Source organism: Occallatibacter sp. FHG110214_02, from assembly GCF_059115385.1.
This window is the reverse complement of sequence record NZ_JBZYWK010000003.1, coordinates 164,398-188,217: the sequence shown is the minus strand read 5'-3', so window position 1 is coordinate 188,217 and position 23,820 is coordinate 164,398. Positions and strand designations below refer to the sequence as shown.

Sequence of the window (23,820 nt, the reverse complement as noted above, 5' to 3'; positions counted from 1 at the left end):
GTGGACGATACCACAAAATTGCAGCGAGAACTATGGAAGCGTTGGGTCGCATTAGAGCAGGAGCGCCTGCCCTTTTTTGAGATATGGCGCGACCTGTCGGATTACATTCTTCCGTGGGGCGGAAGGTTCTTTCGCACCCGCCCAGCAAGCGCTGACCGCTCCGAGTCTCAGAAAAGACAGCGTTTGATTTATAACTCTACCGCGGCGGAATGCCTGCGCATCCTGGCCGCTGGATTGATGGCCGGCGCAAGTAGCCCGGCGCGTCCGTGGTTCAAACTAGGGACGCCAGATGCCGATGTGAACAGCTATAAGCCTGCAGCGCTGTGGCTTTCTCAGGCCTCGGCGGCCATGCATAGCGAGTTTCAGCGCTCGAATACGTATCAGGCGCTCCCGCTTGTCTATCGCGAGCTGGGGCATTTTGGCACGCACGCCACGGTGTTTGCGGACAGCCCGGACGATTTAATTCACATGATGCCGCTCACGGCCGGCGAGTATTGTCTCGAAGTGGATTGGATGGGGCAGCCTTCGGCATTGTTTCGCAAGTTCACCTCGAACGTGGGTCGAGTGGTTAAGTTCTTCGGCAAAGAGAATTGCAGTGAGCGCGTGCGGAACGCTTATGACAGGGGAAATCTGTCGGATAGCGTGGACATTGTTCATGCGATTGAACCTCGCGCGGACAGAGATGATACGAAGCGCGACTCGAAGAATATGCCGTTTGCGAGCTGGTACTTCGAGGCTGGCGAAAATGGAAAGCTGTTGCGGGAGAGCGGGTATCGCGAGTTCCCAGCGCTTTGTCCGAGGTGGACTGTCGAAAGCGGAGACGTCTACGGAAACTCTCCTGCGATGGAAGCGCTAGGTACCGTGATGAGCCTGCAGGCAGATGAGTTCAACAAGTCAATGAGCCATGCCTGGCGTTCTGATCCGGCCCTGGGATTAAGCCCATCACTCAGGAACATGCTCGACCAGGTAAGGCCGGGCGGACGCGCTTTCCTTGATGTGCAGACGCCTGCAGGTACAAGACCGCTGGCTGAGCCTCTTGTTAATGTCAACTTCGATCCCAGCGGACTGATGGTTGATATCCAGGCAGCCGAGCAGCGTATTCGGGCGAGCTTCCTGACGGACATCTTCCAGTTGCTGTCGGAAGATAATACCGGGCGAATGACAGCAACCGAAGTAGCGGCGCGGAACAGCGACCGTATGCTGCAGCTCGGGCCAGTTCTCGGGCGCATGGATAACGAGCTGCTCCATCCGCTGATCGGCTATACGTTCCGGCGCATGATCGAGCGGGGTATGCTGCCTCAGCCTCCGGATGTCTTGAGCGGAATGCCGCTGGGCATTGAGATGATCTCGGTCCTGGCTCAGGCACAGAAGGCGGTCGCGCAGAATACGACCGATCGCTTCCTGGGCACGATTGGCACCATCATGCAGATGAAGCCGGGAGCCGCGGACAAGCTGGATGAACTTGCGACGGTTGATGTTGTCGCCGACACTCTTGGCGTCGATCCGCGGCTGATCGTAGCTAACGATCGAGTGGCTGTAATCCAGCAAGCGAGAGCCCAGGCACAGACAGCACAGGCCCAGGCCGCAGCGGCGCAACAGATGAGCGGCGTAGCAAAGAACCTGGGCGCTGCGCAGACCGGCAGCGGATCAAATGCGCTGAATGATCTGCTCAACCAATACAGCGGTTATGCGAGCCCCGATGGGGCGGGAAGGTAGGAGAGATGTCCAACCTGATTGACATGTCGTTAACGCAGGAGGAGATGAAGGAAGAGACGGTCATCGAACCGCATCCGCCGAAGTACCCTTACGGCCTGATTGTCTGCCTGAACCAGGAGACGCTGGAGAAACTGGGCATCAAGGACATTCCGGCGATCGGCACGGAGATCCACATCGTCGCCAAGGGTGAGGTGACGCAGAGTAGCCAGTATGAAGGGCAGGATGGGACGCGCAAGAGCATGGATGTGCAGATCACAGACATGGCGATTGCGAACCTTTCTGCCCTGGATGCGCAGGCGGGTATGGAAAAGATGTACCCGGAAATGTTTGCGACGAAGAAGGGTTAAACGCAAATGGACCCGAGAGATTTTCGCGCCAGGGCGGCTGCTCATGCGGAAGAAGAGCACCGTCGCAAGCGCCAGCTGGAGCAACAGAACGAGGACCTGCTCTGGTTGATGAGCGATGAGAGAGGGCGGCGCGTTGCTGCGCTGCTCCTCGAGGAGGCCGCGGTCCGCGATTCGAGCTTTGACACGAATGCGCTGAAGATGGCCTTCAATGAGGGATTCCGCAACTACGGGAGGATGCTGGAAGATCGGCTGCTTGGCCTTTTTCCGGAAGCTTACCTGCAGATGCTGAAGGAGCAAAAGAATGGTAGATGAAACTGTGGCCTCGGAAAATACAAACGACGGTGGCCAGGCGGCGTCCGCGGCGGCATCGGCAACGGCCGAGCCAGATGCGGGCACAACGCAGCAGCAACCATCCAGCGAGACTGTAGCGCAGCCTGAAGCACAGCAGCCGGCGGAGGGAACTCCTGCAGCGGCTGTGGTGGACGGAGCTCCCGATCAGTACGAGTTTACGGCCCCCGAAGGGTTGACCTATGACCCGGAGATGCTGAGCGCCTATAGCGAGGCAGCCAAGGCGGCAAACTTGTCGCAGGATGCAGCGCAGAAGCTGATCGCGTCCATGGCTCCAAAGCTAGCCGAAAGGCAGGCTGCGGAAATTGCCAAGGTGCGTGAAGGATGGGCTGAGGAAACGAAGAACGATGCGGAGATTGGCGGCGCCAACTTCCAATCGAACCTTGCCGCCACGAAGGCGGCTCTCAAGGAATTCGATCCCTCCGGCGAAATGCTGAAGCTGCTGAAAGACACCGGCCTTGAAAACCATCGCGCGGCTTTCCGGTTCCTTGCGAACGTGGGAAAGTTTCGCGCCGAGGTTGGAAAGGCGATCAGCGAAGACAAGTTCATGAGCGGCGGAGCTTCCCCAAAAACTCCAACGACCGCGAAAGAGCTGTACGACGCTGCCTTAGTCCGCTCCTAAGAGAGCAAGAAAGGTAATAACAGTGCCAACGATTGTACCCAGCAATCCGACAATCGCCGATGTAACGAGCATGATGCTTCCGGATGGTTCGCTCGACCGGAACATTATCGATATTGTGGCTCAGAAAAATGAGATCTTCGATGCGCTCACTTTTGTGGAGGCAAACGGATATCTGCAGAATGTGACTACGAACAAGACCGGCGATCCTGCCGGCACGTGGCGCGGATACAACACAGGCGCTCCGCCTTCTGTGGGGAAATTTGCGCAGCTCAAGGACGGCCTCGGCATGCTGGAAGACTACAGCAATGTGGACGTCGCGCTTGCTCGTAACTCCGGAGACGAAGCGACTTTCCGTCTGAACGAAGATCGCAGCCTTGCCAACGGAATGATGAAGACGATGGCCAGCACGCTGTTTTATGGCGATACGGCTGTGAATCCGAAGGCATTCGACGGATTCTCGAAGCGCTACAGCTCTCTCGAAGCTGAGAACGGCGAAAATATTCTGACGGGCGATGGTGTCGGAGCGGATAACACAAGCATCTGGCTCGTAGTGAACTCTCCGCAGGCGACGAACATGGTATTTCCGAAAGGTTCCAAGGCTGGAATTCAGATCGTGAACCTTGGGGAACATACGCACAGTGACGGCCAGGGAGGGTACTACCAGGTTTATCGCACCCATTTCAAATGGGATGCCGGCCTTGTAGTGCGTGACTGGAGGCAGGTGGTTCGCATCGCCAACATCGATGTGAGCAACCTGACGAAGAATGCTGCTACCGGTTCGGACATTATCGACCTGATGACGCAGGCGCTCGAAAAAGTCTGGGACGTTAGCGATGGCCGCGCGGCATTCTTTGTGAATCGTACCGTGCGTGGATTCCTGCGCCGGCAGATTGTGAACAAGACTGTCGCTTCTACGCTTTCCTGGGAGACCGTGGCTGGCCGCAAGGTTGTGATGTTTGGCGAAGTCCCTGTCTACCGTTGCGACGCGCTCCTGAACTCGGAAGCCGCTGTCGTCTAATCCCGATAGCTAAAAGTCAACCGGGCGCGCCGCGCATTGGCGCGCTCACCATTCCTGCATCTGGCAGGAGAAAGGCTTCGTGATGATTATCGATCAGATGCTCACGTTGGGAGAGAACCAGGCTGTCACGGCCACGGCTGCTTCGACCAACGTAATTGACCTGGGGCAGGCTGCTCCGAATTCTGGCATCAGCCAGCAGCTCAATCTCGTGATTAAGGTCACGCAGGATGTGGCTGCAGCCGGCGCTGCAACGGTTACCTTCAGTCTTCAACACGGCGATGCTGCAGGCGCGCTTGCAGACGTTATCGTCAGTGGGGCGATTGGAAAAGCCGCTCTTGTCAAAGGTGCGCAGATTGTTCTTCCACTTCCTCCAGTGCTGAAACGCTTTGTGGGCGCCAACTACACTGTCGGGACCGGACCGCTGACCGCGGGCGCATTCTCGGCGTACATCACTACGGGGTACGACTTTGCCCCCGCATACGACGACCAGCAGTAAGAGTTAATCAATGCTGGTTATTGCCAAACTGCAAGGATACTTTGGGCGTCTCATCCAGCCGGGTGAGACGTTCGAGGTGCCAGAAGGCACAACGGCCCGGTGGTTCACGCCGGCTGAAACACCGCGGCACAGTACGCCTGTAGAAGAGCCGTCCAGGTTGGAAGCCGAGGAAACAGTTACCGAGCAAGTGCGGCCCCGGAGAAAACGCAAAAATGGCAAATGAAGCTACCATCTGCAATCTTGCACTGTCTCACCTGGGCGAGAGGGCAAATATCGCCAGCCTTACAGAGAGCTCGACAGAGGCAAGGCTCTGCGCAACCTTTTACCCGTTAGCACGGGATATGGCACTTGAAGACGACTGGAGCTTCAATAGCACGCGCATACTGCTTGCCGAGGTTGCGAATTCCTGGCCACAGTGGCGGCATGCGTACGCGGTGCCGGCAAAAGCGCTACGAGTACTCATGGTTCTGCCAAAGGATGCGCCCGACGATTACGCGCAGTTGCAGGCAGCACGCTTTCGTGGAATTTCCCATAGGGCGATGGTTCCCTTTGGGTATGATGAGCGGCGTCGAGAGTACAAGATCGAGCTCGATGAGGATGGCAAGAAAATCATCTTTTCTAACATACCGAACGCGATGGCACGTTACACGGTAAGAGTAACCGATACAAACGTATTCTCCGCGACTTTCACGATGGCGCTCAGCCAGCTCCTGGCGTCTATGCTTGCCGGGCCGATCATTAAGGGGCAAGCAGGGGCTCAGATGGCACAACAGAAGCTTGCCCTTTACGAGGCAATGGCCGCGAAGGCGCAGGCCGACGACGCGAACCAGGAGCGCATCCACGTGGAGCACATTCCAGCCTCGTTGGCGGCGAGGCTATAGATGGCAAGCACAAAAACATTCAGCCAGGGATTTTCAGGGGGAGAGATATCCCCTGAGATGTTTGGTCACATCGCAGATGCCAAGTATCAGAATGGCGCTGCGAAGATGCGAAACTTTATCGCCAAGCCGCAGGGCCCCGCACAGCAGAGGCCTGGCTTTGAGTATGTGAACTCAACGAAGGCCAATGGTTCTGCTCGGCTGATCCCTTTTATTTATGCGATTCGGCAGGCGATTGTGATTGAGCTGGGTGATCATTATGCTCGCTTTCACGCGGAAGGAGAAACGCTACAGTACTCAACCGCAGGCGTAGCAGAATGGGTAGCACCCTCAGGCGACCTGACGGTCACCTATACCGCACCCGCGAAGATTACATGGGCCGCTCACGGGCTCTCAACTGGAGATCCGGTCCGCTTTTATGTGTATGACGACACGGGAAACTATGCGCTTCCCGTTGGCCTGCGAGTGGGATACACGTACACTGTGCAGGTTGTGGACGCGAACAACTTTTACATCAAGGATGGCAGTTCTCTCGTATCGCTTGCGCCGCCTCCGGGCGGCACTGTCACTTATACGAATTACCCCGGGGCTCCCGATACGCATGTGAATCTGCGTGTATCGCCCAATAGTACAGGGACGGCAAATTCACCCGCAGTCGGCAGTCTCGGGAATGTCGCCGTGCCCGGTGGCAATGCCGTACTGAAAGGCACTGGCCAGGTGTCTGGCTTTGTGCTCTACGGCAACTATGAGGTGTCTTTCCAGTACACGATGGATGGTGCGAATTGGTTTGAGTTTTATCTGATGGCCGGACCTGGAACTGAGCAGATCAACGTTCAGATTCCAATTACCAATCTTGACACTTTGCAGGTGCGTATACAGGCGAGCGGAACTGCGTTACCGAGTGGCAGCGTAAGTATGAATGCGACGCTGAGCGACTGGAGCGTAGATGTGCCTACGAGCTCCAGCGGCGGCACCGGCGCTAATCTTCGCGGATATCGGTATTACAGTGCCGGCCAGCTCGTGAAACATAATGGCAACGTCTACTATGCGGTGAACGATGACGGCGGCGGAACTGCGATTCCAGGCAGCGATGGGGCTGTGTGGTGGGATCCGGAGCCAGGGGATTTGAGTTATGAAATTCCAACTCCCTGGGCCGGTGCCGATATATTTGATCTGCATTATGCGCAGAGCAACGATGTCATCACTATCGTCCATCCAAATTATCCGCCTTATGAGATGAAGAGGTTGAGCGCGACGCAGTGGACGTGTACACCCTCGGTATTTACGCCGGCGATTACTCCGCCCCCCAGCGTTTCTGTTACTCCAATCTACGGAGAAAATCTGAAGGTCACATCCCTCACGCTGGCGAATCCTGGCGTATTCACGACCGCGGCGGCGCATCAGCTCGCGGAAGGCGACACCGTTTATATTTACAACCTGATCGCGGTGATTGGCAGTACGCAGGTAGATAAAAGCGGATTCTATGTGGTAAGTAGTATCCCTGAGGATGGCTCAGGGAATGTGATTCCGAATGAGCTGTCCGTTGAAGACTTGTCTGGGAACACGCTCGACACATCCACCTGGTCGAGCTCTAGTGGAGATGTAAGGATTCAATTTAGCAATCCTGCCTATTCGATCGAGAGCGATTACGCGGTCGCTGCACTTTCCAGTAACAATATCGACCAGAGCGAGCTAAGCTCCGTGGTAAGCGTGCAGAATGACCTGGACGCTGTCGGCGGAGCGAACCTGATCAAGTGGATGTCTGTTATCGGAGCTGGACGGTACATCGTTTATAAGAAAAGGAATGGGCTTTGGGGGTATATCGGCGAAACGACGGATGTGCAGTTTGTCGATGACAACATTGCGCCGGATATGAGTACAACTCCGCCGATTTATGAGGATGTGTTTTCGTCGGCGAATAACTACCCAGCCGCGGTAGGGTACTTCGACCAGCGTAAGGTGTTTGGCGGAACAAACGCTGCGCCTCAAACCTTCTGGGCAACCAGAGCTGCCACTGAACACAATATGAGCTACAGTCTTCCTGTTACGGATGAGGATAGGATTGAGGCTACGATTGCAGCCAACCAGCGTTGCGAGATTCGCCATATTGTCCCACTCGACCAGCTCCTGCTGCTGACAGACAGCTCCGAGGTTCGCGTGTCGCCAGTCAGCAGCGATGTGCTTAGCCCATCCAGCGTCAGTGCGAAAAGCCAAAGCTATATTGGGTCAAACAATGTTCAGCCGTGTGTTGTGAACACATCCGCCGTCTTTTGTGCGGCTGATGGCGGCCATGTGCGCGAGCTCGGATACAACTGGCAGGCAAACGGATACATCACTGGAGATTTGAGCCTGCGCGCTGCGCATCTTTTCGATAACCTCGACATCGTGGATATGACGTATCAGAAGGCCCCTGTTCCGATCGTGTGGAGCGTTTCAAGTGCCGGCATTTTGCTGGGCTTGACGTACATCCCGGAGGAAGAGGTTGGAGCATGGCACTGGTCGGATACATCTGGAATCTTCGAGAGCTGCTGCGCGATCCCGGAAGGAGCAGAGTACCGCCTCTATGTGGTTATCAGGCGAACAATCAACGGCAGCACTGTTCGTTATATTGAGCGCATGGGGACTCTCCTGCTGAAGGATCGCGTTCACGCCTTTTGTGTCGATAGTGGAAAGACCTTTGACGGAACCAACACCACCGCAACCACCATCGCGATCACGCGCGAGGTTTCGCCGGGCCAGGGATCGCGATATGTCCTGACGGCTTCTACGCCGATATTTAAAGCCCCATTAACCACGGACTACGGAGATCTTCTAGTCTTTACTCTGCAGGACGGTTCACAGCCTCGCATCAAAATCGACACTGAGGCCTCTACGACCGTTGCATATGCAGCCTGGCAAAGCACAGCTCCGGATCCTGATCCGCTTGCAGATGTTGTGACAACATCCTGGGCGTGGGCGCGAAATACTATTTCCGGATTGAGCTGGCTTGAAGGTGAAAAGCTCTCGGTGTTAGGGGATGGAGCGGAACAGTCCGCTGTAACAGTGCAGGCGGGCAATGTAAAGCTTGAGTACCCTGCTGTTGTGGTAACGCTCGGATTGCCGTATATCGGAGAGTTGCACACACTTCCGCCGGCACTCCAGATTGATGGTTACGGTATGGCCAACAGGAAGAACGTGAGCAAAGCTACCTTGCGCGTTTTTCAGACCGGTTCGGTCTTTATTGGTCCCGATACGGATAACCTGGACGAGTACAAGAGTCGCAGGAATGAGCCATATGGGTCGCCACCGGAATTGAAGTCGGAGCCCATCCAGTTAAATCTGACACCCAGTTGGCAGCAAGACGGCGTAGTAGTAATTCAGAACAAGGCGCCACTTCCTATCAGTGTTGTGAGCCTTTCGTTGCAGATCGAGGTTGGAGGGTAGATGGGCGGCTATAGTTCTTATGCCCCATATGCTGATTGGCGCATGGATGAATCGGCAACGCAGTTCTCTGCCCCTCCAACGACGATCACAGTGAATGGGGACAGACCGGGTTGGGGAATTGATACCGCAAGCCCTTACCTTGGCACGCAATTGCCTGGCAGTTCGATTCGCTTGAGAGTTCCTTCGACGAATGTGAACCCGTTGCAGACCAGTACGGCAATGAAAAACACCGGGCTGATTATGCAGGCGATCGGTGCGATCGGGTCGGCATTCGGAAACTTCTACCAGGCGCAGGCGCAGCAGGCTAACTATACGAGCCAGGCGCTGAACGATAGCTTTCAAGCGGGTCTCGCAGGGATCAACGCGCGCCGATCCGATAATGACGCGGAGAGTGTCCTCGAGGCCGGCAAGAGCCAGATCTTCAACTACACCATGCAGGCCGGCCAGGAGAAAGCAACCGAGAAAAATGAAGCTGCGGGCCATGGCATCCAGCTCGGTAGCGGAAGCGAAGCGGAAGTCGAAGCAAGCATGGATCTCGTGAAAGATATCAACGTCGAGAACATTAACCGCAATTCGGTGCAGCAGGCTGAGAATGATCGCATCGAAGCGCAGAATGAACGTAATCAGCAATTACTCTACGAAACCTCAGCAGCCAACGCCAGGCGCAGCGCGCAGTCGATCAGCCCTGGCCTGTCGTTAGTGGGCGGCCTTCTTGGCGGAACGGCTGGAGTGGGGTTGAACTGGCTGAGCGGGACGAGCTGGGCGAAGGGGGAAGCGTAAATGGCAGTGCAGTTGTTTGTTCCAGGTGTAGCGCAGCAGCCGAATCAGACGCCAAAGGCTACGGGGCCGAATGTTCAGCCATTTGAAAATCATGGTCCGGATAATCTGATTAACCTTGGCAATGTCGTCGAGCAGGCCGGCAGCCAGGTAGCGCGCACGGCCGAGACGATCGGCGATCGCATCCAGGATCGCATCAATGGAACTGCCGTCCGAAATGCTGAGACGCAAATGCTCACGAGTTCCATGCAGGTTCTCCACGATCCGAATACCGGCTATCTTCACACGACCGGAAAGGCGGCGCTCGACAACTACGATGCGACTGCGGACGCACTGCTGAAAGCGCGCAAGGATGCCGAGGGGACGCTGCAAAACAAAACACAGCTCCAGATGTTCGGCGCAATGGCGGATCAGCACATGGTCGGCTTTGATCAGCAGATTGGCGATCATCGATTCAGCCAGGTTAGTGCTATGGATGCGGAGAGCCGCAAGGCGCGCGTCTCTGCGCTGACAGATGCCGCTGTTTATGCGAGAGGCGCGTGGGATCAATTTGATGAGCAGGGACCGATTGGAAAGTTCCATCAGAACATTAACGCGATTGTCGATGAATCGAATGGAGCTGCAAACGCGCTTTATGGTGTAGGGCCGAAAGATGCAATCGCCCTGGCAATGAAGCAGGATGCCTTAACGAAAGTAGCCTCCGGAGTTGTGAGAGGTTTTTTAGACATTGATAAAAACTCCGCCGCAGCCAAGGCTTTCTTCAAGGCTTGGCAGGCGAATCGAATGATTGACCCGGATACTGCTGACCAGCTTAATCGCGAGATCGAGCAGGCCTCGAACAAAGACGAGATCCTTGATGGCGCCAACGTGCTGAACAAATATGCGAACAGCGATGGTCGCGCGGCGAAGGGTATCGCCGATTCAGGAATGCCAAACTTCCAGGGGCTCCCAGTGGTAGGATCTTCCTTCACTATCGGTCAAGGCCTCGGTGCTGACAGGTCCGGGCAAGCCGCGAAGTTCGGCGGATCGAGCAGCCACAATGGCATCGACATCCAGGTCTCAGAGAATACGCCTGTGGTCGCGCCGGCAGATGGAAAAGTCACGGAGGTTTATACGACACCGCGTGGAGGCCTGCAGGTAGTCGTCAATCATGGCGGCAGTTGGACGACAGGCTATGCGCACCTGAATACTTCTAATGTGCGCGTCGGCGATGAGGTCAAGGCTGGCCAGGTGATTGCTGCGACTGGCAAGACGGGTGATGCCACGGGGCCGGTGCTGCACTACACAATGACGAACGCGGCCGGCGTACATGTGGACCCACGGCAATATATCCAGGCGGATTCTGCGCTCAGATCCTTGCACGATAAAAACACACAGAGCATCAGTGATCCGAATGTACTCCAATCCGCGATCGATGAGGTGAACAACAGCGATCTTGAGCCGGAGGTTAAGAAAGACAAGATCAACTACATGCGTGCGCTCAGTTCGCAGCAGCGGCAGATTGAAACGGAGCAGCAGAGGAATATCGATCAGCAGGGGATGGACATCTATTACCAGAACAATGCAAATTGGACCTCCATTCCTGCGCAGGTCTACTCGAAGATGAGCCCGGAACTCCAGTACAAGCTGAAGCAGCCAGGAGAGCAAAAGAATGATCCGGATGTTTACTTCCGGCTTGCGACTGACCCGAATCTAACAATGGAAAAGGTGCAGGCTGCGCGGCCTTATCTTGAAACTGGGACATGGGTAAGCCTGGGCCGTGAGGCGATGGTGCGGCAAAAGCAGAACGAAGGTCTTATGGACGCCAGTATCGATATGGCGCAGATCAATCGCAGCCTGGCTCTCAATGGTATGTCGCAGTATATTGATCCAAAAAAAGGATCGCCGGAGCAGATTGCTGCAGCCAATCTGTACATGGGAATTCAGGATTCAATCCGCGCACAGCAGATTACCCTGAAGCGCCCACTTAATGACGAAGAGAAGCAGCGCGAGATCGATAAGGCCATTCTTTCGACAGTGCAGATCTGGAACTGGGGCGGCGGCTCAGCGAACGTTCCAATGTTCTCGCTTACGACAAAAAATGACGCCAAAGCGTTCACTCGATACAACGGAAGAGATGTAGCTTTTACGCCGATCCCCGATGATATCCGCGGTCTACTTGCGCAGGATATGGCGGCTCAAGGTAAGCCAACAGACCCGGCAAGCATTTATGCAGAGTGGGTTGCCCGTGGAAAACCACAGGTAGCGAACATGCGTGGCACAAGCTACACGACGAATCCTGACTGGTGGCACAGGTTCTTCGGTGTTCCAGTCGGGCGTGCGTATGAGTGGGACGTTAACAATGGTCGTACGCTGAAGGAATGGAGCGACGCGCTTGATCGTTGGGATAAGTAATGTTAGCGAAGGGAAGGGTCATCAAGGATGCGGGCAAGCTCAACGGTAACCTTGGGGCCGGTTGCCTGCATTGAGCTTTCGCGGAGCGATCGGATAGTACGCATATTATCTAAGGCAATTTCTGGCGTATTGCCAGCCTTTACTCCAAAATTTCTCGCTTCATTTCTCACATCTGATGATGAGTTTTTTAGCAATCCCTGAAGGTAGCTATTCTGCATAAGGTTTTCTTGCGCGCTTTGTAGATTTATTTCGTTAGCTAGCACGCGCTCTGCTGAGATAGGCGCAGCTCCCGTGCGAACATAATTATCGTCAGGAAGCGGACGCGATTGTGAGCTGCGGTAAATGTTCATTCTGATGTTGAATAGCACAATCACAAGCAGTCCTATAACGGGATAGGCTGCCCACACGTACTTTCTTGAAATTGTTTTATTTTCGGACATGACCATATCCTCCTGAGTTGAATTTCCTGCAATCAGTTTCGCACACCACCGTGATGAGAGCACGCGCCACGCCGGTGTCGGCTATGGCTGATCGTTCCATCCCTGCAGATAATTCCGTCTGATCCATATAGATTGGGAGCAATTACTGGGGCTGAGATGTAGGGCTGAGATGATGGTTTCTGGTAAGAGCTGTTCTGGTATATCAAAACAGCCGCAAGCAATCCAGCAGCAACAAGTAGTACAGATATTCCAAGCACACCGCATCCTGAAGATTTCTTGGTAACAGGAGGGAGCGGCAGCGTTTGTGCCTGCTCGCTATCTGCCGAGGTGCGCGGGCGAGGCTTGTCGCTTAAGTGATACAGCCAGGAAAGTGCAACGGATATTGCTATTAGAACTAGAAACGCTTTCCATTTTTCGATAACACGAATAATCAATAGAGCTAAGCATAAAAGCGCCCAGAGAATTCCGAGTATTTGCGGAGCCTTTTTCACGTGCAGCAATTGTAAATTTTCCGCCTCAGCTTAACGCGGTAAATGAAACCGCAAGGAGTTTTATGCCTCAAAATCGGACAATACAGCCCTCTATTCCTGCAAATGCTCCGCCTCTTTCAGGCGATCAAGTACTCGAAAATATGATCAATGCGGGGACAGTTCAGGAGGATTTGGCCGACAATAGCCGTCTTCTTACCTCGATTTCGCAGGCCGTTAAGCAAGATCCGAATATTGCAGGAGAAGCGCAGCGGCTCGGCATCCAGTTCGGGGTTGATCCCGATATGGCACAGCGGAATATGCAGGTTGTGCGTGGGATGTCCCGAACCAGATCAATCCTGGATCAGAATCTTCCGGCGGTAAATCCGCGGCTCGCGGCAATCATGCAAGACCCGAATTTTGCAGCCATTGCGCAGGATGATGTTCCGAATCTGTCTGCTACTGGCGCAATCTTTCAGGATGTGCGCGATCAGTTCTCAGCTGGCTCCATGCAATTTGAGCAAGGCCGTCTTGATTTCAAGCGGATGATGGGCACTGCTGGACCCGACGAGATTGAGCGTGCCGAAGCTCTTGATCGCAGGCTACAGGATATTGGTCCGCAGAGAACCTTCCTCGGAGGCCTGGCTAATTTTGGCGGGAATGTCTGGGGCATGGCTCCGGGAATTGCAACTGTCGGCGGAGTCGGTGCAGGGGTGGGAGCTGGCGTTGGTGCACTCTTTGGTGGCGTTGGAGCTGCGCCTGGTGCACTCGCTGGTTTTAGCGCCGCGGCCGAGTCGGAGTTTGGCGCCAGCACCTATGAAATGATGGCCGGCAATCTCTACCGTCAGATGTTGCGGCAGGGGATTAGTCCAGATCACGCCAAACAGGCATCCCTGGCAGGAGCAGCAATCAACACGGCCCTGCAGATGGGCTTGATGAAGGTGGCCGGAAGGCCTGCGGCTGACGCAATCAATTCAATTACGAGCCGGTTTATTGGAAGTGAAACTGCGGCTGCGCTTACCACTCCGACAGTGACGAAAGCTCTGGCAGGAACGCTTCGCGGCCTGGCACTCCAATCTGGCGAGGGCGGCGCTCTGATGGGTGGACAATCGCTTGTCAGCAACATGGCGCAAAGCTGGGCACGATCGGCTGATGATACGTCCGCTCCCAGCTACGATTTATTCCCTAAATCGCCCGAAGAGCAGGATGCGATGTGGGAGGATGCGGCGCGCTCTTTCCTGAGTGGTGCAGCTATGACGTCCGCTACTGGCGGCCTCAGCGCACTTCTTGATTTTCATATGCGCAATGCGGTTGTGACCGATGCGCAGCGGCGCCAGATGTTTATCCACGAGCTCGGGAAGAACGCCGCTGAGAGCAAGGTTCGCCAGCGCAATCCCGATGCCTATGAAAACTTCATCCGCTCACAGGCCGCGGGAACGCCGGTGCAGAACCTATATGTAGACGGCTCGACCATGGCCGACGTGCTCAGGCAGAGCGAGATTACTCCGGATGACCTGGACAAGACGCTGCCGGGGCTGAGCGATAAAGTGATCGAGGCTGCGGGGACTGGCGGCGATGTGGTAATCCCAACCGAGCAATATGCCGCTCGTCTGGCTGGAACACCCCTGGGGCAGGAGCTGGTCCAGCACCTGAGGACGAGCCCGGATGCGATCAGCGGTGCCGAAGCAAAGGCGGCTGCAGCGCGACATGTGGAGATATTTAACGAGGCGCGCGACCAGGCTGTACAGCAGATGTCTGCCAGCGAGGAATTTGCAAAAAGCGCCCGCGCCGTGGAAGGCGACATCTACGAGCAGCTCAAGGCTACGAAAGTCTATCCGGAAAATGTGGCGCGGATGAATGCTCGCTGGGTCCGCGACTTTGTGGCTGTGAATGCGCAGCGCATGAACCAATCTCCGGAGGAGTTTTTTCGGCAGCATCGCTATACGATTCAACGCGCCGCCGGCGATCTGCGCGGGCAGCTTGCGCAGAGCTTTGTACCGGCGCCGGACGGGGAGTTTCACTTTGGAGAGATCACTCCAGACGTAGCTCATGACGCTGGAATACCATCCGGGAAAATTCGCCTACGCGAGGGAGACGATACTCAGGGTCGCATACATATTGAGAAACAGCGCGGCGGAGATATTGCGAAGCGCTTTGGATCAATTGAAAACTTTGTTAACTATGTGTCGAAAAACTACGACGCGATTTACGAGACGCCCACATCACGCACCGGAACAGCGTACGACATTGTTGTCAAGGACCCTGCGAAGCCTTCGCGCGGAAGATTGATTGTCCGAATCGAGAAGGATGGTGAAGGGGATTACTACGATGTACGCACAGCGATGGAGGTGCGCGGGAACCAGTACAAGAATAAGCCGCCGCTATGGGAGCGGACCGGGACCAGTCCGTCACTTGCCGTGGCAAGTCCTCTTACGGTCCCTGAGGCCAAAGCAGCTAACGAGAGTATAGCTCCAGTTGAATCCAAGGTCAATCCCGACGAGCCGCTATATCAATCTGCTTTTCATGGATCGCCGTATCGGTTCGACCGTTTTACGCTTAACCATATAGGCGATGGAGAAGGCGCGCAGGCGTACGGTTGGGGTTTGTACTTTGCCGGGGATAAGAAAGTTGCGGAATGGTATCGCGACAAGACGGGAAAACACGTAGTCAGCTATGAGGGGAAGAATCTATCTTACAGTACGCCCGAGGGTAAAGCGGCTGGTCTTCTGATTTTGTTTGATGGCGACAAGTCGAAGGCGATAGAAGAAATCCAGCATAGCTGGGATATTAAAGATGAAGGCGAGGATTTCGCCCGGAAAACTGAACAGGCAATTCGCGATCTCGATTACAAGAAGCTTAAGATCGGCGGCCAGCTATACGAAGCAGATATCCCGGAAGAGCATCAAATGCTGCACTGGGACGAGTCTTTCGGGAATCAGCCAGGAGCGGTAAAGGAAGGTCTGCGTAAACTTGCCACTAGATTCTCAGAGTCAGGAAACGAGTATCTCGGGGAGGGTCTTAAGCAGCTGATAGACGATAATGCACCCGGTCGGCATATCTATAACTTTCTTGCCAATCCGGATGATGACGGGGCATGGCAGGATGCAGTAGATGCGTCAGAAAATTTACATGAGCAGGGAATTTCCGGAATTAAATACCTCGATGGGAACAGTCGCAGAAGAGGTGGTGACTCTTATAACTATGTCGTTTTCGACGACAAAGCTATCAAAATATTGAAGACGTACTATCAGTCCACAGATTTAGGCAGGCGCGGTGGTTTCGATCCGAGCCGCCTGACGACGATATTGACCGAAAAATCAGACGTTAGTACGTTTCTGCATGAGACGGCTCACTACTTCCTGACCGTCTACGCGGATCTGGCAGGCGATTCCAGGGCGCCACAGGAAGTCCGCGACAATATGGCCACGTTGTTGAAATGGTTCGGCGTAAAGGACCTGAGCACGTGGAATTCCATGTCGCTCGAAGAGCAGCGTAAGTTCCATGAGCAGTTTGCCTACAGCTTTGAAAAGTACATGGCAGAGGGGAAAGCTCCAACTGTGGAGCTGACGGGAGTCTTTCAGCGCTTTGCGCAGTGGCTGAAGCGCGTTTATAAGTCCATTACAGAGATCAACGAAACGTATCGCAAGCAGCATGGCGAGGATCTACCGATTCTGACGGGCGAAGTGCGCGATGTGATGGACCGCATGCTGGCCAGCGAGGACGATATTCGGCGCGCCGAAAGCCTTCGGTTCATGACGCCATTGTTTGCGAGTGCCGAACAGGCCGGCATGTCGAAAGAGGAGTTCGAGCTTTACAGGGCATCGCAGCAGGAAGCAACAGATTGGGCAGCGGCGGACCTGAGTGCAGCGAGAACGCGGGATCTGCGGTTCCTCGAAAATATTCGCACGCGGACTCTGAAAGACCTGGCGGCTGATGAGAAAAACAAGCGGGCTGCAGTGCGGAAGGATGTTGAGCGTGAGATGTGGAGCGAGCCTCTGCAGAAGGCGCTCCGCTTCCTGAAGAACGGCGAAGTGGAAGACATCAACGGAATTCCCGTCCAGGTTACGTCCGGCAACAAACTGGATGCCGATGCAGTTAAGGCCATGTATCCCTCGAGCGGTCTTGGTGAGCGGCCAAACTTCGCCAAGCTGAATGGATTGACGGCGAAAGACGGCCTCGATCCGCACCTTGTCGCGGAGATGTTCGGATTTTATTCCGCGGATCAGCTTGTGCGGACGATCGCAGATGCGCGCCCGCTTAAAGAGGAGATTGCGGCGCGCGTCGACCAACGAATGCTTGAACGCTATGGAGAGCTGAACACGCCGGAGCAGCAGGCAGAGGCAATCGAAAGAGCGCTGCATAATGTAGCCCACGCTCGCGTAATTGCGACAGAGTTTAAGGCCTTGGCAAAAGTAAACCAGCCGGTGCGTGAGCTGCGTGCGGCGGCCAGGATGACTGCCAATCGCATTCTGGCTGAAAAAACTCTGCAGGATGTGCGGCCGAGTGAGTATGCGGCTAACGAGGCCCGGCTAGCGCGTCAGGCGAAGGAAGCGCTGAGCCGCGGCGACAGCGAGGCCGCGGTCAGAGCCAAGCAGGGGCAGCTTATTCAGAATGCATTTTTCAGCGCCGCTTTTGAGATACGCGAGGAAGTGCAGTCGGCGTTACGCTACCTGACGAAGTTTGCAAATGCCAGCGTAGAAACAAGCAAGGCGATCGGCGCGGAGTACTTCGATAAAATCCAGCAACTGCTGAGGGGATACGATCCTGATCCGCAGCGGCGCGTGATGGATGCCAGCTCGCAGGAGCTGCTGAACTGGGTGCGCAGTGAAGGGCAGCGCACCGGGATTACTCCTGCTGTTCCGGAAGAGCTGGTTGCACGTCTGGGAACAATGAGTTGGCGAGACATGACGATCGGCCAGCTCCGCGATCTGCGCGATGCTGTTAAATCCCTCGAGCACGTGGGCAGGCGCCAGTCAGAGGTTGACCTGGAGGGGCAGGTTATCTCGCTCGATGCGCAGTATCTTGCCATGCGTGGCACCCTCGAAGGAATGGAGCGCAAAGCGCCTGTCGATATTCGTCCTGATCTTAAGTACGGCCAGGGAATGACGAAGGTAAATGCCGAGCTGCTCTCAAAGAAGAGCTGGATTCGCAGCATGGATGCTTCGCTCCTGCAGATCAACCAGGTACTGCAATGGCTGGATGCCGGCAGCCGGGCTGGATTAGAAGATGCACCTGTGAATGGTCCGTGGCAACGTATCTATCGCCTGATCGACGACGGTGCCCGTAAGCGTTATGAATTGCGCAAGCGAGCGCATGAGGCGCTGAGAGAAGAGCAACAAAGACTTGCTGGAGCTCGTATCGATCTGCGAGAGGTGCTGGACGTGCCGGAGCTGCCGCGCGGCGATGGTATGTGGGGAAGCGGAACGAAGTGGTACCGCGGCGACCTGCTGGCCATGGCGCTGAATATGGGCAATACGGAAAATAAGCGCAAGATGTTCCAATACTACAGCTGGAATCAGGAGCGCGTACTAAGCGTTATCAACCGCCTGCTGAGCAGGCATGAAATGGATTTTGTTCAGGCGATCTGGAACCTGATCGGCAGCTATGGAGATGAGATTGTAGCGCAGGAAAAGGCGCGTTCCGGACAGGCACCAAAGATGGTTGCTCCAGAGCCATTGACCACAGCGCACGGCCATTACGACGGGGGATATTATCCGCTCGTCTACAACTCCTTTCTGGATGAGCAGATCTCGCAGCGCCAGGCAAGGGCAGATGACAGCTTATTTGAGAACAGTTATTCCAGGCCAGGCACGGCTCATGGGCACACGATGGAGCGTTCTGGGTACGTGGGGCCTATATGGTTCAGCCTTGACGTGATACCACGGCATCTCGATCAGGTAACGCATGACCTTGCCTACCGCGATGCGATCATCAACGCGAACAAGGTTCTCAGTGACCCGCGTGTGCGCGGTCTTGTCGATCACACCTATGGACGAGAGTTTACGGCAAAATTTCGGCCATGGTTGCAGGCAATTGCGAATGACCGCGTCTTCGATACGAGCAATCTTACGGGCTGGGACCGGTTCATCCGGAATGCTCGAACTAACGTAACCATGGTAGGAATCGGCTTCCGGCTCTCCACAATCCTGAAGCACGGATCAACAGCGCTCTCGAACAGCGTTGGAGAGATCGGGACGAAGTGGCTGGCAAAAGGTGCCGAGCAGTTTGTAGGTATGGATCGCATGAAGGCGACACGCGATTTTGTGTTCGATCGCAGCCCCTTTATGGCGGAGCGCGCAACCCATGTCGACCGGAGCGTGACGGAGCTGCTACGTAATATAGAGCAGCGGGAAACAAGTTCCACGCCTCAGGGCAAGCTGATAAAGCTCGTACAAAACTCCCAAAAGTTTGCAGGCTACGGCGTAGCGATGAGTGATATGGCAAGCGCGATGCCTACCTGGATGGGTGCTTACCTGAAGGGCATGGCGGCCGGCGAGGATGGCGGCCTGAATATTTCCGAGCGAGATGCGATTGCGTATGCGGACCGTGCCGTGCGTAACGCTCATGGCGGCGGTGGCATCCAGGACCTGGCCGAGATCCAGCGTTCGCAGGGAGTCGCCTCTCTGGCAACGATGTTTTATAGCTTCTTTAGCCACATGTATCAACGCGAGCGGGATATTGCAAAGGGTTGGGTCGGGATCGCTCGGGGAAGAGCTGGCGTACGGGATTTTCCCAGGCTGCTCGCTCGCAGCTGGGCTTACCTCGTTATGCCGGCGTTAGTGCATTCGCTGCTCACGCCGGATAAGAAAAAAGAGGACGAAGACGGCAACGACCTAGGAAATTTTGCTGGGCGAGTAAGTGAAGCCATGATCGAGAACGCAGTCGCAGGCGTGCCGCTTGCAGGAACTGCTGTTTCCGCAGCCCTGGAGCATCGCGAATACGAACTGACACCGCTTACTGATGTAGGACGCAGCGTTGTAACAACCGCATGGAATGCGGAGAAGGTTATCCATGGCGAACCTTTGAGTAAGAGCGCCGGCCAGCAGTTCGCCAACACGATTGGTTATGTATCAGGCATTCCGGTTTCACAACCAGCAGCAACCGGACGCTTTCTTTGGGACGTGTGGGATGGAAAATCTCAGCCAGAGGATGTCTCAGATTGGTGGCGCGGTATCCTTACCGGCCACATCAACTAACCCATAAAAATCAGAACTCAAAATCACCGGGCGTGAGCTCGGCCGGAGGTTCGCGTCTTATGACGATCAGCTCGCAAGTGAGAATTGCTGGCCCATTTACTGGCAGCGGGGCGGTCTCAAGCTTTCCATTTTCTTTCAAGATATACGCTGCCGAGGATTTGATGGTTGTGAGCGTGGATGCTGCGGGTGACCAAAGCAATCTCGATCTTGATACCGACTATAGTGTCACGGTTAACGGTGACCAGAATGATGATCCGGGCGGTTCAGTAACTCTGCTCAGAGGGCCGCTCGCCTTGGGCAGCAAGCTGATCATCACCTCCATTGTCTCGCCGTTACAGCAAACTGAGCTGACCAACCAGGGCGGCTTTTACCCCGAAGTAATTACGGATGCGCTCGACAAGCTCACAATTCTTGTGCAGCAGCTGCAGGGGCAGGTGGACCGCTGCCTCAAGCTTCCGGTCATCGAGACGGGTCCAGTTGAACTCGGCCCAGCTAGTCAGCGCGCGGGAAAGATTCTCGTATTCAACGCGAACGGCGATCTGACGTACATGATGCTTGCTCCAGGAGCAGCCGTGCCTGCCGCGCAGGAGTGCGTTGGAGACGTTGACGGGGTGAACGCAACGTTCCAGTTCGTTGCGAGCGAATCGACTCAGCCCATCCCCACCGTGTACGCAGCCGGAATCTGGAAGAACCCGGTCACTGATTACGGACCCGTCACGCACGTCGGAGGAGATATCTGGGAGTTTACTTTCACGACGCCCCCCAACCTTGGCCCGATTATCGTGGCCCTTTTCGCTTAGGAGATACGATGAAAATAGCGATTTTAAACCTGCTTGCTATTGTTGCCATGCTGGGCTCCGCGCAGACGCCCGAGTATATTCCGAAAGGCGCAAAAGAGTACCACTCTTCTGGCTATACCTCTACAGACGTCTTTTGGAGTGCCGTTAAGCGGAACCAGACGGCATCCTCTGCCCAAGGGCAAGCATACGGAGTGATTGCACCTGGCTTCAGCACCACGACGAATGGATTCCAGCTGACTGCTCCGACTACAAATGGATATCCAACGTTAAGCTTGACGTTGAGCGGTGCCGGTGCTGGCCTCTATGCGCCGCAGACCTCTATCAGCCCCGCAACGCCGGCTTCTTTTACTGCTCCGCTTCTCAATTTTCCTCCGCTTCCATCCACTCTCACATCGAGCATTTCGAGTCACTGGCTCAATCCGCACATCAAAGACATCGGCATCAATATGCGCGGCGCGCCCGCTCCATGCGTGCTTGCTTATGCATGGTTCATGGGAACAATGGACAACGTCTCATGCCTGGGCTCAACGCTTAACAACGTGACAGGCGACACATCGTCCGGATCAGCGTGGATCGCGTTTGGCACAGTTGCAATGGCTAACGGAGGGTACGGCGCTTGCCCGGCAAGCACGAATTGCCTAGGCTTGAACTATTTCACACATAACGTGCTTGTCTGGTCAGGAAGCAATGCTGGCCCGGCCGATCTGACTGTAACGCTATCCGGCTCGACCGTCGCAAGCATCGCCGTCAGCGGGTACGATGGCAGCAGGCACTATGCCAACCCTGGGCCTCTGCCCGTGCTATTCAAATGTGGCGACGGAACTCTTACCTGCTATGCAAGCGGAGGCATTCCGGTTGCATATGCGACGATGGCTGCGGATGGCGCGGGGCTTTACACGGTGAGCTCTATAACTGTAACGACTGCTGGATCCGGCATCACCGCTAATCTTGTAGCTGCTCTGCCCGACACCTCGAGCTCCGCTTTCGGCATCGATGTGGATTCCGCTGATTCGACTTTCTACGATTTACAGGCTGGCGAAACCGGCGCGTATGCAGGCATTCACACACGCGCCGGAGCTTCGAATGCTTTTTATCATCCGCATCCCTGGGGCGAGGCGAAAGGTATCTGGGACTTCAATTACGGGCACTATTTCAACGCTGCAGAGCTCGACTCGCTTGTGCAGGCAGGCTTTGCGGTCAGCGGTAACACGAATACATCCCCCGCCAGCTCTACGGTTATCGACTCGCCCACGATTATCTACGGAACAGACGCGGGAAGCGGAATCTTCAGCAGTGTTCATGATCTGGAGCTGGGCAGCGGAGCAGTGAATGTGACCTGGATGAATCAACGATGCACGAACCTGAATCCGAACTCCGGCTATTACCAGTTCATCAACGGCTCAGGCCTTCCAGTCGATGTGGGGTATGGATGGTCAACGTCCAGTTATGGCGGATCCGCTTTCGGCCTGAACATGCTCAACCCGGGATTCACTGTGTTTAACAGCCATAAGTGTGCATCGGACCCAGCGCCGAGTAGTGGTGTCTACATCGAATCGCGGGGACTTGACTCGACGGACCCGAATCGCATCATGACGTTCACGACAGGCAATACTGCGGGTGCGGAAATTGCAACTCCATTTCTGCTCGCTGAGATGCCGGCGCCCAACGCTCCAACCACGCTTATCCATAGCTCTTTGACCGTGACACTTACGGGAGGGTTAGAACTAGGGGACAAGGCGAGACTGGTGATCCTGCTTGCCAACGAAAATGGCACGCTCAAATGGTCGACCAGCGGGAGCGGGCCGCAGGATCTATCCAGTGCGAGTGGCACTGGTATTTACCTCCGCGCGTACCGGGATGCGACCACGCACATGATAAATCTGTATCTCTACACAGGTTCCAACTCTGTTGCGAGTGTGCGATTTGATGGGGTGCTGGACAGCAATACGCACCTTGAGCCTCATCCGATGCAGGTTGCTCCGTCGGGCTCTCTCGTATATGACAGCTCGGATCCGGTCACATACAACGACGGGTTGACTTGGGCATCGAATATCTATTCGCGGACGGGTTCCAACCTGATTCTCAGCACGAAAAGCGGCGGCAACGTTTTGTACGGCGTCAATAATGCCAACATCGCAGCGCTAACTTCTACCTATTTTGGGCCGCTGTCTGGTGCGACTTTAAATCTAGGGCAATCCACTATGCCCTGGCAGAATGTGTACGCAACAACGGTCACATCAACAGGCACAAAGAGCGCGGCTGTTGTCGGCACAGATTCGTCCGGGGCAATTGTTTCGAGCGCCATTATGGGTACTGTTTCTTCCGCATCAGGCACAACTGTTACCCACAACTTCTCATCAGCCATGACGTCGCTCAGGCAGTGCCAGCTGACACCGACATCTAATAGTGGCTTTGCCTATCTGACGGCAGAAAATACAACAGGTGTGTCGATCACCTATGCGACGTCCGGAGCGGCTAGTTTTAACGTTGTCTGCTATGGAGCTGGAGGTGCGTGGTAGCGGTCAGGCCTCGAGTAGCGCTTCCGCTGATACAGGTATCAACGTCAACTAACTGCAGACACTCGAGGACTCAAAGTGACTGCTGTGCATCCTCGAGTGTCTTGATGAAGCCGCGGCGCAGCATGGCACGCAGGGATATCTCCACCACGTTCGTGCGTTCCTGGAAATTCTCTGAGGCGACCTGATCAACGCTACTGAGGAGATCGGGGGGAAGACGAAGAGCAATCGTTTTGCGAAGCTCTTCACTTTTCGGGCGGCCGGGTAGTTTTTTGCGTTGCATAGTCAAGCCAATAAATTAAGCGCTCCTGTTTTAATTTGCAACATAAATCTATTACGCATTGCAATGCAATGCGTAAATATGTGAAACTGGCACAGTTAC

General features: G+C 55.2%; 16 protein-coding genes. 13 read left to right on the top strand and 3 right to left on the bottom strand.

The annotated features are described in order from the left end of the window. The 10 genes from AC5S3R_RS04670 (at nucleotide 1) to AC5S3R_RS04625 (ending at nucleotide 12,019) form a co-directional block, all read left to right on the top strand. Entirely contained in the window at nucleotides 1-1,716 is a 1,716-nt protein-coding gene (locus AC5S3R_RS04670) for a portal protein (protein WP_494265651.1), read from the top strand. 5 nt (nucleotides 1,717-1,721) lie between these two features. Continuing rightward, a complete protein-coding gene (gp10, locus tag AC5S3R_RS04665) occupies nucleotides 1,722-2,063 on the top strand; it encodes a capsid staple protein (protein ID WP_494265649.1) in 342 nt (113 codons plus the stop codon). Nucleotides 2,064-2,069: 6 nt separating this feature from the next. Then, complete coding sequence (locus AC5S3R_RS04660; RefSeq protein ID WP_494265647.1) at nucleotides 2,070-2,375, top strand: Bbp19 family protein; 306 nt, start codon at nucleotides 2,070-2,072, stop codon at nucleotides 2,373-2,375. Further along, nucleotides 2,365-3,033, top strand: a complete 669-nt coding sequence (locus AC5S3R_RS04655) for a hypothetical protein (RefSeq protein ID WP_494265645.1) — start codon at nucleotides 2,365-2,367, stop codon at nucleotides 3,031-3,033. The genes AC5S3R_RS04660 and AC5S3R_RS04655 overlap by 11 nt, the downstream gene beginning before the upstream one ends. A gap of 22 nt (nucleotides 3,034-3,055) precedes the next feature. Beyond that, nucleotides 3,056-4,051, top strand: coding sequence for a major capsid protein (locus AC5S3R_RS04650; RefSeq protein WP_494265643.1), 996 nt, complete (start codon nucleotides 3,056-3,058; stop codon nucleotides 4,049-4,051). Between the two features lie 82 nt (nucleotides 4,052-4,133). Continuing rightward, a complete protein-coding gene (locus AC5S3R_RS04645; protein WP_494265641.1) occupies nucleotides 4,134-4,547 on the top strand; it encodes a Bbp16 family capsid cement protein in 414 nt (137 codons plus the stop codon). A gap of 212 nt (nucleotides 4,548-4,759) precedes the next feature. Further along, nucleotides 4,760-5,428, top strand: coding sequence for a phage connector family protein (locus tag AC5S3R_RS04640; protein ID WP_494265639.1), 669 nt, complete (start codon nucleotides 4,760-4,762; stop codon nucleotides 5,426-5,428). Beyond that, nucleotides 5,429-8,848, top strand: coding sequence for a phage tail protein (locus AC5S3R_RS04635; protein ID WP_494265637.1), 3,420 nt, complete (start codon nucleotides 5,429-5,431; stop codon nucleotides 8,846-8,848). Further along, a complete protein-coding gene (locus AC5S3R_RS04630) occupies nucleotides 8,849-9,628 on the top strand; it encodes a hypothetical protein (protein ID WP_494265635.1) in 780 nt (259 codons plus the stop codon). It begins immediately after the preceding gene. Continuing rightward, nucleotides 9,629-12,019, top strand: a complete 2,391-nt coding sequence (locus tag AC5S3R_RS04625) for a M23 family metallopeptidase (protein ID WP_494265633.1) — start codon at nucleotides 9,629-9,631, stop codon at nucleotides 12,017-12,019. A gap of 2 nt (nucleotides 12,020-12,021) precedes the next feature. Here the strand turns inward: AC5S3R_RS04625 and AC5S3R_RS04620 are convergent, their stop codons facing one another. Beyond that, entirely contained in the window at nucleotides 12,022-12,459 is a 438-nt protein-coding gene (locus AC5S3R_RS04620; RefSeq protein WP_494265632.1) for a hypothetical protein, read from the bottom strand. A 32-nt stretch (nucleotides 12,460-12,491) separates the two neighbouring features. Continuing rightward, the gene (locus AC5S3R_RS04615) at nucleotides 12,492-12,716 is read right to left on the bottom strand and encodes a DUF3761 domain-containing protein (protein ID WP_494265809.1); all 225 of its coding nucleotides are present in this window, start codon (nucleotides 12,714-12,716) and stop codon (nucleotides 12,492-12,494) included. Between the two features lie 404 nt (nucleotides 12,717-13,120). On the opposite strand from AC5S3R_RS04615, the gene AC5S3R_RS04610 reads away from it, so the two are divergent. Genes AC5S3R_RS04610 through AC5S3R_RS04600 form a run of 3 tightly spaced genes read left to right on the top strand, consistent with a single transcriptional unit; the run spans nucleotide 13,121 to nucleotide 23,441 of the window. Further along, entirely contained in the window at nucleotides 13,121-20,122 is a 7,002-nt protein-coding gene (locus AC5S3R_RS04610) for a hypothetical protein (RefSeq protein WP_494265630.1), read from the top strand. 59 nt (nucleotides 20,123-20,181) lie between these two features. Continuing rightward, a complete protein-coding gene (locus AC5S3R_RS04605) occupies nucleotides 20,182-20,922 on the top strand; it encodes a hypothetical protein (RefSeq protein ID WP_494265628.1) in 741 nt (246 codons plus the stop codon). Nucleotides 20,923-20,930: 8 nt separating this feature from the next. Then, complete coding sequence (locus tag AC5S3R_RS04600; RefSeq protein ID WP_494265626.1) at nucleotides 20,931-23,441, top strand: hypothetical protein; 2,511 nt, start codon at nucleotides 20,931-20,933, stop codon at nucleotides 23,439-23,441. Nucleotides 23,442-23,511: 70 nt separating this feature from the next. Here the strand turns inward: AC5S3R_RS04600 and AC5S3R_RS04595 are convergent, their stop codons facing one another. Further along, nucleotides 23,512-23,721 (bottom strand): hypothetical protein, encoded by a 210-nt coding sequence (locus AC5S3R_RS04595; RefSeq protein ID WP_494265624.1) that lies wholly within the window; start codon nucleotides 23,719-23,721, stop codon nucleotides 23,512-23,514. Nucleotides 23,722-23,820: the final 99 nt, after the last annotated feature.

Bases quoted from the DNA above. Each gene is read 5' to 3' on its own strand.
- gp10 (WP_494265649.1), top strand. From the start codon at position 1,722: ATGTCCAACCTGATTGACATGTCGTTAACGCAGGAGGAGATGAAGGAA.
- AC5S3R_RS04660 (WP_494265647.1), top strand. From the start codon at position 2,070: ATGGACCCGAGAGATTTTCGCGCCAGGGCGGCTGCTCATGCGGAAGAA.
- AC5S3R_RS04655 (WP_494265645.1), top strand. From the start codon at position 2,365: ATGGTAGATGAAACTGTGGCCTCGGAAAATACAAACGACGGTGGCCAG.
- AC5S3R_RS04645 (WP_494265641.1), top strand. From the start codon at position 4,134: ATGATTATCGATCAGATGCTCACGTTGGGAGAGAACCAGGCTGTCACG.
- AC5S3R_RS04640 (WP_494265639.1), top strand. From the start codon at position 4,760: ATGGCAAATGAAGCTACCATCTGCAATCTTGCACTGTCTCACCTGGGC.
- AC5S3R_RS04635 (WP_494265637.1), top strand. From the start codon at position 5,429: ATGGCAAGCACAAAAACATTCAGCCAGGGATTTTCAGGGGGAGAGATA.
- AC5S3R_RS04630 (WP_494265635.1), top strand. From the start codon at position 8,849: ATGGGCGGCTATAGTTCTTATGCCCCATATGCTGATTGGCGCATGGAT.
- AC5S3R_RS04625 (WP_494265633.1), top strand. From the start codon at position 9,629: ATGGCAGTGCAGTTGTTTGTTCCAGGTGTAGCGCAGCAGCCGAATCAG.
- AC5S3R_RS04620 (WP_494265632.1), bottom strand. From the start codon at position 12,459: ATGTCCGAAAATAAAACAATTTCAAGAAAGTACGTGTGGGCAGCCTAT.
- AC5S3R_RS04605 (WP_494265628.1), top strand. From the start codon at position 20,182: ATGACGATCAGCTCGCAAGTGAGAATTGCTGGCCCATTTACTGGCAGC.
- AC5S3R_RS04600 (WP_494265626.1), top strand. From the start codon at position 20,931: ATGAAAATAGCGATTTTAAACCTGCTTGCTATTGTTGCCATGCTGGGC.
- AC5S3R_RS04595 (WP_494265624.1), bottom strand. From the start codon at position 23,721: ATGCAACGCAAAAAACTACCCGGCCGCCCGAAAAGTGAAGAGCTTCGC.